This window comes from Micromonospora antibiotica, from assembly GCF_017599305.1.
Taxonomy (GTDB): Bacteria; Actinomycetota; Actinomycetes; order Mycobacteriales; family Micromonosporaceae; genus Micromonospora; species Micromonospora antibiotica.
This window is the reverse complement of the sequence record NZ_JAGFWR010000006.1, coordinates 1-12,521: the sequence shown is the minus strand read 5'-3', so window position 1 is coordinate 12,521 and position 12,521 is coordinate 1. Positions and strand designations below refer to the sequence as shown.

At 76.2% G+C, this 12,521-nt stretch carries 8 protein-coding genes; 6 read left to right on the top strand and 2 right to left on the bottom strand.

The genetic code is table 11. The features are described 5' to 3' along the window. Positions 1–4 precede the first annotated feature (4 nt). The 6 genes from JQN83_RS13485 to JQN83_RS13460 all read left to right on the top strand — a co-directional run bounded on the left by JQN83_RS13485 (position 5) and on the right by JQN83_RS13460 (position 10,164). Positions 5–1,093 (top strand): hypothetical protein, encoded by a 1,089-nt coding sequence (locus tag JQN83_RS13485; RefSeq protein WP_208567477.1) that lies wholly within the window; start codon positions 5–7, stop codon positions 1,091–1,093. After that, on the top strand, positions 1,090–2,178 hold the full coding sequence (locus JQN83_RS13480) for a hypothetical protein (protein WP_208567476.1): 1,089 nt from the start codon (positions 1,090–1,092) through the stop codon (positions 2,176–2,178). The genes JQN83_RS13485 and JQN83_RS13480 overlap by 4 nt, the downstream gene beginning before the upstream one ends. Beyond that, positions 2,175–4,763, top strand: a complete 2,589-nt coding sequence (locus JQN83_RS13475) for a hypothetical protein (protein ID WP_208567475.1) — start codon at positions 2,175–2,177, stop codon at positions 4,761–4,763. Before JQN83_RS13480 ends, JQN83_RS13475 begins: the two co-directional genes overlap by 4 nt. Positions 4,764–4,872: 109 nt before the next feature. After that, positions 4,873–8,238: an AAA family ATPase gene (locus tag JQN83_RS13470; RefSeq protein ID WP_208567474.1), complete on the top strand. Its 3,366-nt coding sequence runs from the start codon at positions 4,873–4,875 to the stop codon at positions 8,236–8,238. A gap of 222 nt (positions 8,239–8,460) precedes the next feature. After that, on the top strand, positions 8,461–9,063 hold the full coding sequence (locus JQN83_RS13465; RefSeq protein ID WP_307799237.1) for a sigma-70 family RNA polymerase sigma factor: 603 nt from the start codon (positions 8,461–8,463) through the stop codon (positions 9,061–9,063). 81 nt (positions 9,064–9,144) lie between these two features. Continuing rightward, positions 9,145–10,164: a hypothetical protein gene (locus JQN83_RS13460; protein WP_208567473.1), complete on the top strand. Its 1,020-nt coding sequence runs from the start codon at positions 9,145–9,147 to the stop codon at positions 10,162–10,164. Between the two features lie 150 nt (positions 10,165–10,314). On the opposite strand, the gene JQN83_RS13455 is transcribed toward JQN83_RS13460, so the two are convergent. Both JQN83_RS13455 and JQN83_RS13450 read right to left on the bottom strand, forming a co-directional pair. Next, positions 10,315–12,060, bottom strand: coding sequence for a ricin-type beta-trefoil lectin domain protein (locus tag JQN83_RS13455; protein WP_208567472.1), 1,746 nt, complete (start codon positions 12,058–12,060; stop codon positions 10,315–10,317). 244 nt (positions 12,061–12,304) lie between these two features. Next, on the bottom strand, positions 12,305–12,521 hold a 217-nt coding region (locus JQN83_RS13450), incomplete at its 5' end, for a chorismate synthase (RefSeq protein ID WP_208567471.1).

Sequence of the window (12,521 nt, the reverse complement as noted above, 5' to 3'; positions counted from 1 at the left end):
GGGCATGACCACGACGACCGGGCCGACCACCGATCGGCGTACCGCCGTGCACCGGCTGCTGCTGCGCCTCGCCGGGCAGGCCCCGGACGAGGTGGTCAGCGCGGCCCGGCAGTGGCTCGCGGCGGATCAGCTGGCCGAGGTGGCCCAGGCGGTGGCGTTCACCTGCCTGACCGGGGGCGTCGGGCTCACCGCACCCGAGCAGGTACTGCTCGCCGGGCTCCTGGCCGACGCCGGCACGGACGACGACGTGCTCGCCGGGCTGTCCACCGGCGAAGCCCCGCCGGTGGCGTACGGGATGGCCCCGGTGGGCCCACAGGTGCTGGCCGGGGCCGGCGGGCGAATGCCGTACAGCATGGACCTGACCGTGGGTGGGGACGGCCCGGGCGGGCCCGACGACCTCGACCGGGCCGCCATCGCCGCGGTGGCTGCCGCACCCGGGCCGGTGGGGCTCTGGCGGGCCTGGCGGTACCCGGCCGCGGACACGCCGTATCCGGTGCCGAAGCGGCTCTACCTCGTGCAGGGCGCGGAGCCGGTCGCCCTCGCCGCCCGGATCGGGTCCACATTGGAAGCGGCCGGGGAACGGCATCCGCTGGTGGAGGCGTTCGGTGAGCCGGTGGAGCTGCCGGAGTACCAGCGGCGGGCGTTGGCCTACTCGGCGCTGCTCTGGGCGGACCGCCCCGCCGGGCCGCTGCGGACGGCCACCCCACCGGACCCCGCCGACCCACCCGGCACCCTCGGCGACGACGAGGCGGAACGGGTCGTCGCCTACCTCGGCGCGGGGGTGCCGCTGCTGACCAGCCCGCACCGGTCGGCTGACGGCTTCGATCCGGCGTCGGCCGCCGACCCGGTGCCCACGGGTGTCCGGGGCGACGGGCGGTGGCTGTGGTCGGAGGCGGTCACCTACTACGCCGACCAGTACGGGTTCGCCCCCGAACCGGACCTGCTCGCGGCGATCCGGGCCGCCGACTACACGGCCCCGACCCTCGACGCGGTGGCGGTGCACCGTTCGCTGTCGTACCTCTTCTCGGCGATCTGCGACCCCGACCGGACCGGGGTGAACCATCACGGCGGACCCCCCGTTGTGGAGGCATGAGCGTGCCGTCGGCGATGCACCGGCTCCTGCTGCGGATCGCCGGGCAGGCCCCCGCCGCGCTGCTCGGCACCGCCCGCGCCCGGCTGGCCGACGGTGCGGTGACCGAGGTGGCCCGGATGGTGGCCTTCGCCGCCGTCGCCCGGCAGATCCGGCTGACCGACCCCGACGTGCTGCTGCTCAGCGGGGTGCTCGTCGCCGCCGGTGCGCCCGACGACCTGCTCGCCGACCTGCCCCGCGCCGGGGACGACCGCACCCCGCCCTACCTCTGGACACCCGACCCGCCCACCGACCCCGGCCAGCCCGGCAACGGTCACACCGCCGGGCCGACCGGGTCGGCCAGCTCCGCTGTGCACCCGCCCGTCGGGGACGTCGCGTCCGACGGCGTGGACGAGGTCGACCGGGCCGCCGTCGGCGCCCTCGGTGGCGGGGCGGCACAGCCCGCCGGGCTGTGGCGGGTCTGGCGACGCCCGGCGTCGGCCACGCCGTACCCGTCGGCCACCCGGGTCTATCTGGTTCAGGCCCGTACCGGGGCGGTCGCGCTCACCGCGCGGCTCCAGGCCGCCCTGGCGGCGGTGGGCGAGACCGAACCGCTGGTCGAGGTCTTCGGGCACCTCGCCGGGCTGCCGGCGTACCACCGGCGGGCGCTCGCGGGGGCCGTCCTGCTCTGGGCCGCACGACCGGCCGAGCGGGTACGCGTCGCGGCGACCTTCGACACCCTCGACGCGACCGGGAACCCGACGTTCGGCCCCGACCGGGCCCGACTGTCGACCGCGGAGGCGAACCGGGTCGCCGGCTACCTCGCCGCCGGGTTCCCCCTGCTGACCGGCCCGGCCGGGGTGCCCGACGTGGTCACCCCGGGCCGCACGGTGCCGGTGGACCTGCTCGGCGACGGCCGGTGGATCTGGTCCGCCGCCACCGCGCACTACCTCACCCGGTACCGGATCGCCCCGGACGAGGGCCTGCTGGCGGCGATCCGGGCGGCCGGCTACGCGCCCCCCGACGTGGACGCGGTGGCGGTGCACCGGTCCCGGGCGGCGCTGGTCGAGGCCACCGGCGGGGTCCGACGGCGGGCTGACCGACGATGACCGACCCGCCCGACCCCGTACACGCCGCCGTCGTCGGTGCCGTGCTCCTCGTCCACGCCGCCACGGAGCCGTACGCCGCCCTGGCCGGGGTGGCCGCCCGGCTGCCGGCCGACCCGGACCGTACCGTGGTGCTCTGCTCGGCGGCCGTGTCGGCCCGCCCGGACCTGTTCGCTCTCCTGGCCGACCTGCTGCCCCGTCAGCTCGGCGGGTCGGCCGCCGGGTTCCGGCTGGTCCCGCTCGGCGGATACGCCGACCCGGTGGCGGTGCCGGACCTGGCGGCCGGCCTCGCCACGGATCTCGGGATCGACGGGGCGGTGCCGCTGGACGCCCCGGCCGTGTCCACCCGGGGGGTGCCGGCGGCCCGCCGGTGGATCGTCGCCGACGGCGGATCGGCCCGACCGGAGCACCCGCCCGCCGCCTGGTGCCCGCCGCCTGCCGGGTCGTCCCGGCCGGTCGGCGGCCCCGAGGGCTGGCTGGTCGCCCCGGTCGGCGACGGCTACACGTGGCTGCCCGCCGCCTGGCCGCCGCCCGCCGGGCCGCGCCGCCCCGGTGCCCCCGAACCCGCCCCGCCTGCCGTGCCCGCGCTGTCCGCTGAACCCACCCTGCCCGCCCGGTCCGTCGGGCCTGTCCGGTCCGTTGCGGACGCGGGACGGCCGGAACCGGCGGGTGGTGGCGGTCCGGGTGCTCCCGGCGGGCAGTCGGCCGGTGACCGGGGCTGCCCGCCGGGACGACCGGTCCCCGGTGGCTGGTCCTTCCTGCCCGACCCCGTCGGCCCGCCGACCGTCGGCACGCCGGTGGGGCGGGACGACGTCGCGGACCCGGGCCGGCAGGCTCCGGTGCCGCTCGACGTCTACCTGGTCGAGGTGGCGCTCGGTGCGGGCGGCTTCCAGGTGGACGGGCGGCCGGTGCCACCCGGGGTGCTCGCCGGTCACCTGGCTGCCCTGCGGCGTACCGGGCGACCCGTGGTGCTCTGCGGGGACGCACCGTACCCGGCCACGGCCGGGATGCTGTTCGGGGCTCTCGCCGACGCCCTCGGCGCTCCGGTCGTCGCCGGTGACGCCCGGGTCGAGGTCACCGCGACGGGGCTGCTGACCACCACGGGAACGTTCCGCCGGTGGCGTCCCCGGCCGGCGGCGGGCACCGCCCGCACGGTGACCGACCTCGGCCCGGTGCTCCCCGCCCCGGCGGACCTGCCCGCCGCGTCCCCCACGCCACCCGTCGCGCCCGCCACCTCCGAACCACCTGACGACGCGTCGGCCATGACCGGTGCCGCGCCGGCCACGACCGGCACCGCGCCCGCCATGACCCGTGCCGGGCCCGTCGTGACCGCCGCCCGCCGGGCCGGGCCGGCCGCCGTGCCGTCGGACGGTTCCGGTACGGCCCGCGACACCCCGGGGGTGCTCCTGGTCGGTGTGTCCGCGTCGGCCGTCGACCCGGCAGCCGTGCCGGTGGACTGTGTGGACCGGTGGCAGCGGATCGCCGCTCCCCGGCTCGACCTGCTGCGGGTCGCGTCGCCGGAGGTGACCGGGGAGGGTCGTCCGCAGGCCCCGCAGCCGACGGACGCGCCCCCGCCCGGCCCGGAGAGCCCGACCCCCGGCCCGACCGTGCCACCCGTCGCAGCTCCCGACCAACCGGCCCCGGCACTCGGCCGTCCGGACATCCCGGTCGGGACGCCCGACGCGGTGCCGGGCCGACCGGAACCGGCACCCGGCCCGGTGGCCGGCGGCCCCGGCGTGCCGCCGGCCGTCGTCCCCGGACCGCGGCCGGCCCCGCCGGGCCCGACGCGGGTCCCGGTGACGTTCCGGCTGGACGGGAGTGCGCCCACCGCCGGGGACCGGACGGCGCTGCGGCGGATCCTCGCCGGCCGCTACGACTCGTACACGCAGGTGGTGACCCGGACCCTGGCGGAGGAACCCGGCCTGCGGGTGGCCGCGGTGAGCGCGCCGGACCTGCCGGCGGGCCTGGTCGCCGTCCGCGCCTACTGCGTCGGGGAACGGGAGACGGTGAACGCGGTCCTGCGGGGCGACGCCGTGCCGGCCGACGATGCGGCGGTGCTGGCCCGCTGGGTGGGCTACGGGCTGCGTCGCCTGCCGGTGGTCTTCGGTCCGGTCTTCCGCGCCGCGGCCGTCGCACCACCGGGCGGCTACCCGCCCGGCACACTGCTGGTGGAGCCGGCCTTCCTCGACGTCGACCCGACGTCCGCGCCGGTGCCGGACGCCGGGGTGCAGTTCGTGATCTGGTCCGTCGGCGCCCGCCGGCTGGGTGGACTCGGCACGGCCGGCACCGGGGCCCGCACCACATCCGCCGGCGTCCACACCGGACCCCGGACCGAGGGTACGGCGGTCTTCCCCGCCGGGACCTGTTTCCAGGTGTTGGCGGACGAGCCGGTGGGGGACCGCGAGCTGCGGCAGGTGTTCCTGCGGGAGTTGCCGGCCGGCCGACCGACCCCGGGTGGCGAGCAGACGCTGCAGCGGTTGCGGGCGGTCGCCGGGGTGGGGGACGTGCCGGGCGGCGGCACCCCGCCGTTGCCGGTGGGGGTCGGCGTCGACGGGGCGGGGCGGCTGTTCGTCCCGCCGTCGGGGTGATGCCGGTGGCGGGGCGGGCCGGTACGACGAAACCCGCCCACCGTCGGCCGGGCGGCGGCGCGCGGTTTGCGGTGGGCGGGGGATCAACCAGACGAGAGGGTGGTGAGGGGTGAACAGCACCGTGATGGCGGTCTCCCAGACGGAACCGGGGTGCCCGCCGACGATCGCCGGCGCGTTGGCCGTCGCCCCGTTCGGCGCCACCGTCGTCGTGCAGCCGGGGGTGTACCGGGAACAGCTCCAGCTCGGCGGCGACGTCACGCTGATCGCCGAGGAGGGGCCGGGCACGGTCACCATCGACGGGGGCGACGGGGTGGCGTTGCACGTCGGCGCGGGAGAGGTGACGCTGCACGGGATCGAGCTGCTCGGTGGCGGCGGGCACATGCCGGCCGTTCAGGTCGGCGGCGGTCGGTTGGACCTCACCCGGTGTGGCGTACGGGCCGGTGGTGTCGTCGCGGTGCACGTGCCCCGGGGGGAGCTGACCATGCGGGACTGCCGGGTGGGCAACCCCGCCGGGGCGGGTCTGCTGTTCGAACGCGCCGGCACCGGTGAGGTCGTCCGCACCACGGTCGCCGGGATCGGCACCGTGGCGGTGGCCGTCACCGGCGGCGACCCGGTGCTGCGCGGCTGCACGATCACCGACGTACGCGGCAGCGGGCTGTTGTGCACCGGCGGCGGCCGGGGGCTGGTGGAGCAGTGTGTGATCTCCGCCGTCGACGGCCCCGGCGTGGTGGTCGAGGACGGCACGATCCGGCTGGTCGACACCCGGATCGTGGACACCGGTGGCACCCCGGTGCTGGTGACCGGGGGCAGCCCCGAGCTGACCGGCTGCGAGATCCGCACGGCGACCGGCCCGGCGGTGCTGGTCGACGGGACGGCCGACCCGACGTTGCGCGACTGCGTCGTCGGGGCCGGCAGCGGGCACGGGCTGAGTGTCCAGGCCGCCGCCACCGGCAGCTACCTGGGGTTACGGGTCGAGGTGGAGACCGGGGCGGCGGTGGTGGTCAGCGGTACGGCGGCGCCCCGGATCGAGGGCGGCACGCTGACCGCCACCGACGGGGTCGGCCTGCTCTTCGCCGACGCGGCGACCGGCAGCGCCCGGGAGGTGACGATCGTCCGGGCCCGGTCCGGGCTGCTGGCCCGGGGCACCTCCCGGCCCGAGGTCGACGACCTGACCGTCACCGCGCCGACGCAGGAGGGGCTGCGGGTGGCGGAGTCGGCCCGGCTGCGGGCGCGCGGGGGAGCGGTGACCGACGCCGGGTCGGCCGGTGTGTCGGTGACCGACGGGGAGCTGACCGTGGAGGGCATGACCCTGCGCGACTGCGCCACCGGTCTCGTCGTGTCGGGCGGGCGGCTGCGGGCCACCGGCGTGGACGTGCTCGGCAGCCGGGGCGCCGGGCTGACCGCACAGCGCGGGGCGACGGTGCAGCTGCGGCGTAGCCGGGTGCGGGGTAGCGACGGGCCGGGGGTGTGGTTGGGCGGGGAGTCGCAGGGCGAGGTGACCGGGTGCGAGGTGTTCGGTAACACCGGCCCGGGGGTGCTGGTGCAGACGCGTCGGCCGGTGCGGCTGGTCGAGACAGAGCTGCGGGGCAACGGGGGCGGTCGGCTGCGTACCACGGTCGACGCCGCTGCGGTCGAACTCGTCGGTACCGACGGTGGGCAGACGCCGCCGGGCCCGGCGGCGGACGGGACCGGGGCGACGCCGGTGTGCCCGTCGTCGCCACCCGCGGCACGCCCCGATCCGACCGGCCCGGTGCGGGTCGCCGACCCCGCCCCGGTGGTGTCGGTGGCACCGCCCGCCGGTGCGCCCGCCGACGACCCGGCCGCGCCGTTGCTGGCCGAACTGGACGCGCTGGTCGGCCTGGCCGGGGTGAAGCGGGAGGTGGCGACCCTGGTCGGGCTGCACCGGATCGGCCGGCGGCGGGCCGCCGCCGGGCTGCCCGCCCCACCCATGTCCCGGCACATGATCTTCGCGGGTGCGCCGGGCACCGGGAAGACCACCGTGGCCCGGCTCTACGGCCGCATCCTGGCCGCCCTCGGTGTGTTGCCCGGCGGGCAACTGGTCGAGGTGGCCCGCGCCGACCTGGTCGCCGAACACATCGGCGGTACGGCGGTGAAGACCACCGAACGGTTCACCGAGGCGATCGGCGGGGTGCTGTTCATCGACGAGGCGTACACCCTGGCCCCGGTCGACGGTGGCGGATCGGGGCACGACTTCGGTCGGGAGGCGATCGACACCCTGGTCAAGCTGATGGAGGACCATCGCGACGAGGTGGTGGTGATCGTCGCCGGCTACTCGGCGCAGATGCGCACGTTCCTGGCGGCGAATCCGGGGCTGGCCTCCAGGTTCTCCAAGACCGTCGAGTTCGAGAGTTACACCTCCCCGGAGTTGGTGCAGATCGTCGAACGGCTGTGCAGCAGTCACCACTACGCCCTGGAGTACGACACCCGGATCGCCCTGGAGTCGTGGTTCGAGTCGATGCCGCGTACCGGGTCGTTCGGCAACGCCCGGGTGGCCCGGCAGACCTTCGAGGAGATGGTCAGCCGGCAGGCGTTCCGGCTGTCCGACAGCGGTGCCGCCTCGGGGGTGGAGCTGGCCCAGTTACTGCCGCAGGACCTCGACGAGACGGCGGGCCCGGCGGACGACGAACCACCGGCCGGCGCAGTGGACACGCTGCTGGCCCGGCTGCACGCCATGATCGGGCTGGATGCGGTGAAACAGGAGGTCGCCGACCTGACCGACCTGCTGGCCGCCGCCCGGACCCGGGTGCGGGCCGGCCTGCCGGCGCCCTCGGTCTCCCGGCACCTGGTCTTCTCGGGGCCGCCCGGCACCGGCAAGACGACGGTGGCCCGCCTCTACGGGCAACTGTTGACCGCGCTGGGGGTGCTGCGTGGCGGCCAGCTGGTCGAGGTGGCCCGCGCCGACCTGGTCGGTGAGTACGTCGGGCACACGGCGCAGCGCACCCGGGAGGCGTTCGAACGGGCCCGCGGTGGCGTGCTGTTCATCGACGAGGCGTACACGCTCGCACCGCCCGACGCCCGTAACGACTTCGGTCGGGAGGCGATCGACACCCTGGTCAAGCTGATGGAGGACCATCGTGACGAGGTGGTGGTGATCGTCGCCGGTTACGAAGCGGAGATCGAGCAGTTCCTCGCCGCGAACGCCGGCCTGGCCTCCCGGTTCTCCCGCCGGGTCCACTTCGCCCCGTACACCGCCGACGAGTTGGTGGCCATCTTCGAGGGGCTGGCCCGTTCCGGCGGGTACGACTGTCCGGGGGAGACGCTGGCCGCCCTGCGTCAGCACTTCGAGCAGGCCCCGCCCGGCCGGGCCCTCGGCAACGGCCGGTACGCCCGCCAGGTCCTCGACGAGGCGGTGACCCGGCAGGCCGGTCGGTTGCGCGGCCTGACCGGGCCGACCGTCGCGGATCTGCGGACCCTGTTGGCGGAGGACGTCACGCCGGTGGTGGCACATGCCTAGCCGGACCGGGTGGTGGGCGTGCTGACCGCCCGGCAGGTGGACCGTCCGGGCCGGGCCCGGCGGCGTCGCCGCAGACCGGGTGACATCAGCGACGGCATGCCCGGGGGCGCCCCGTATGCTCTCCTGGATCGACGTGGGACCGGAGGTGCGAGAGCGCTTGCGCAGCCGGTCACGCCGACGGTGAGCGTGCTGGGGAGGCACCGGTTGGCAGGTCTTTCTCGCGTGCCGGACGCGGACGCGCCGGGTGGGGCCGGCATCGGGGTGGCGGCCGACGCGGACGCGGCGACCGCAGCCGGGGTCCCACCACCCGCCACCGACCTGACGCCCGACGAACGGTTGCAGGCGCTGCACGCCGCGCATGCCGAGCCGCTGTTCCGGTTCCTGCTCAGGCTGGCCGTCGGCGAGCGGCAACTCGCCGAGGACCTGCTCCAGGAGACGATGATGCGGGCCTGGCGCAGCATCGACAGTCTCGCCGACGACCTGGAGACCCAACGGCGGTGGCTGTTCACCGTGGCCCGCCGGGTCGCCATCGACGTGGCGCGGGCCCGGCAGGCCCGCCCGACCGAGGTCGGCACGTTGGATCTCAACCGGATGCCGGCGACCGCCGACGTGGCCGAACGGGTGGTGACCGCGCAGACCATCCGGGACGCCCTGCCCAAGATCAGCACCGAGCACCGCCGGGTGGTGGAGGCCGTCTATTTCCGGGGACTGTCCACCGCCGAGATCGCGGCGGCGTTCGGCATCGCCGAGGGGACGGTCAAATCCCGGGCACACTACGCCCTGCGCGCGCTACGCGCCGTGATCGGGGAGGTTGACGGTGCGTGAGACGTCCACCACGGCCGTGATGGCATACGATTGCGGCGGCGGGCCGCGAGGCGCTGCCTCCCCGAGCAGAGCTGACAGGCCATGACCGACCTCCGAAGCGACAGCGACGCCCCCGGTCCGGTGGCCCACGCCCCACTGGAGCAGTGCGCTCCCTACCTGTGGGGGGACCTCGACCCGCAGGACGAGTGGGAGTTCGAACGCCACCTCGGCACCTGCGTGATCTGCCTGGACGAGTGTGACCGGCTGGGCCCGCTGGTGGGTGCCTTCTCCGGGCTGACCACCGGTGAGGTCGCCGGCCTGCTCACCGCCGACACCGCTGCGACGCCGGGCGGCCCGCCCGCCCCCAGCCCGGTCCCGGTCGAGCGGCCCGGTTCCGCCCCCGACCCGCCCCCGACCGGGCACCCTGGGTCCACCCCGACCCGGCCCCCGCGCGCGGGGTCCGGTTCCGACCCCGCGACGGTGTCCACCGGTCCGGCGGCCGTCGGGGCGGACGGCGCGGCCACGGCCACCGGTGCCGATGTCGCGCCCGGCCGGCCCGAGTCGTCACGTCCGGCTCCCGCGCCGTCGCGGCCGGGCCCGACCGATCGACCGCGCAGCCGGGACGCGGCCGGCCGTGGTCCGGCCGGCCGTGAGCCTGACCGGGTCCGGCGAGGGCGACGGCGGTGGCTCGTCGCCGGCACGCTCGCCATGGTCGCGGCGGTGTCCCTGGGGGTGACGCTCGGGCAGCGGCAGCAGAGCGGTGCACCCGTCGCCGGACGGTCCACCGTCAACCCGGTCAACGCGGGAGTGACGGTGGAGGGAGTGGGTGCCTCGGCACGGCTCTCCGTGACCGTCTCGGCCCGTACCGACCGACCCGGGCCGGTCGCCGACGTACGGGCCACAGTGATCGGCCTGACGGCGGGCGTCGAGTACCGGCTCTACGCGGTCGCCGCCGACACCCGGACCTACCAGGTGGCACAGTGGACGGCGACGACCGGGCCGCAGGAGGTCACCGGTGAGATCGCGGTCGCCGTCGACACCCTGGCGTTCTTCGCGGTCGCGCAGGCCGACGGGACGGCGGTCGTGTCGGCCCGGATCGGCCGCCCCACCGGCCCCCGCTGACCAGCCCCGTCCCGCCGCCCCTACCGGTCCGGCCGGGCCGTCCCGTGCTTCCGGCTGTCCGGTCGGTCCGGCTGTCCCATGCTCCGGCTGTCCGGCCGTCCCGTGCTCCCGTCGTCCCGTCGGTCCGGCCGTCCCGTCGGTCCTCGCCGGCTAGGCCTTCACCTTCGTCCACTTCTGGTTGGCCTCGCCGTTGCACGTCCACAGCTGCAGGCCGGTGCCGTTGGCGGTGGACCAGTCCCGGACGTCGACGCACCTGCCGATCGCCGAGTTGACCATGTCGCCGGAGCCGTTGATCCAGAACTTCTGGGCCCAGCCGCCGTTGCACGTCGCCAACTGGATGCGGGTGCCGTCGGCGCTGGAGGCGTTCGCCAGATCCATGCAGAGCGAACCCATCCGGATCGTGCCGTCACCGCCGAAGGTCCACTTCTGTCGGGCCGAGCTGTTGCAGTCCCAGATCACCAACTGCTGACCGTCGACGGTGGAGGGGGCGTACACACAGGTGCTGCCGTACCCGCGGATGCGGTAGCCGGTGGACGCCGCCGGCGCTGGCGCCGGGGTGGTGGGACGGGCCGCTGCCTGCGTGGACGGGGCGGCGGCCGCCGGGGCGGGCTTGGTCGGGTTGGCACCGGGCCTGGTCGTGCCGGCGCCGGGACCGGGACCGGGGCCCGCACCGGCGGGCGTGGGCGGCAGGGCCAGCACCGGGCCCCGGGTGCCGGCCGGCAGCGGAGGCCGCGTCGACGGCCGGCCGCCGAGCCGGGGATCCTGGGCGTAGAAGGCGGCATAGGCCAGGACCCGGCTGGCGTTCTCGTCCACCATGCTCAGGTCCGGGGCGCCACCGGCCTGCACCCCCGGACCCCACTGGAAGGCAGCCAACGCGAGCGGGTACGGGTCGGCGGTGAGTCCCCCCAGGTCGGTGGTGAGGGCACACATGGTCCGGCCGAGCGTGGCGATCGCCGTGGCGGCTTCCCACGGCGACTGACCCGCCGTCGCGTAGCGGCTCCAGACCGTGGGGAGGAACTGGGCGATGCCCTGCGCGCCGTTCGCACCGAGCAGGTTCGGGTTGAACCCCGACGCCGCCATGAGCTGTCCGGCGATCTTGGCCGGGGTCACCGCCGGGCAGGCGCGGCCGGCGGCGAGGACCGCCGACAGGTACTCGTCGGGGATGGGGCGCGGCGCGCTGCCGGCGGTCGGCGCGGGTGGGACAGGTGTCGGTGGCCCGCCCGTCGCGTCCCGGTCGAAGTCGGGCTGCCGGGAGTACCACTCGGCGTAGCCGACGACGGTCCGCACGTACCCGGCCGCCACCTCGGGGATACCCCGGTCGGCCTGGACCGCGGGCATCCCGGAGCGGTGCGCCGCGAGTGCCAGCTCCCACGTGTCGCCGTCGACGTCGCCCCGGGCGACCTGCCCGACGAGGTCGCACATGTGGTGGGCCAGCGCGACGATGTTCGCCGCGACGTCCAGGCGGGGCGCGTCGGGCCAGGGCAGCCACCGCTGCCACAGCTCGTCGGTCAACCCGGCCACCCCGGAACCACCGTTGTCGGTGCGCGCGTCGGCCACGAAACCCGAGGCGGCCATGAGCTGCCCGGCCAGGCGGGGCGCGGTGAGCGTCGGACACGAGAGCGCGGCCTGGGCGATCAGCGGTGCCTGGTCGGCGGGGACCGGCTTGCCCTCCACGGTGTCGGCGGTGGCCGTGCCGAACCCGGTGGTGGCGGCGAAACCGGCCAGCACAGCGAGCGCGAGGGCCACCAGACCGGCGATGATCCGCGCGACGATCGGCGGGCCGGGCAGGCGCGACAGCCGTCGCCGTACGACGTCGGGCAGCGGTGACAACCGCTGCCGCACCCCACCGACGAATCGTTCCAGCCGCTCGCGGTGGGGCGTGAAGGTCAGTGGCACCGGTGCGCTCCTCGACAGGCTGTGGCTTCGACCTCTCAACGCACCGAGCAAGTCGAAAGTTCAGTCGGATCAGGGAGGAGTTTGCCGGTAGCGCCGGGAGGCGGCAATGCCGGGGCACGCGGCGGACGTCACCGCAGCGCCCCGGCCCGGGTTCCCCGGTGGAGCCCTCCGTTCGCGGCTGCGGGGCTGCGCTGTGCCGCACTCCTCGCGCTCACCCGTGCCAGCCCTTCCTGGCAGCCGGCGCTCACCGGATGATCAGGCTGTCGAGGTAACCGGTCAGGTTGCGGCGGATCTCGGCCACCGAGTCACCACCGAACTTCTCCACAGCAGCCTCCGCGAGGACCAACGCCACCATCGCCTCCGCCACCACCGCAGCCGCCGGCACCGCACACACATCGCTACGCTGGTTGATCGCCGTCGCCGGCTCACCCGTGGCCACATCCACCGTCGACAGAGCCCGG

What these genes read in the sequence shown, in the direction of transcription:
- JQN83_RS13485 (WP_208567477.1), top strand. Translation starts at nt 5, where the DNA reads ATGACCACGACGACCGGGCCGACCACCGATCGGCGTACCGCCGTGCAC.
- JQN83_RS13475 (WP_208567475.1), top strand. Translation starts at nt 2,175, where the DNA reads ATGACCGACCCGCCCGACCCCGTACACGCCGCCGTCGTCGGTGCCGTG.
- JQN83_RS13480 (WP_208567476.1), top strand. Translation starts at nt 1,090, where the DNA reads ATGAGCGTGCCGTCGGCGATGCACCGGCTCCTGCTGCGGATCGCCGGG.
- JQN83_RS13460 (WP_208567473.1), top strand. Translation starts at nt 9,145, where the DNA reads ATGACCGACCTCCGAAGCGACAGCGACGCCCCCGGTCCGGTGGCCCAC.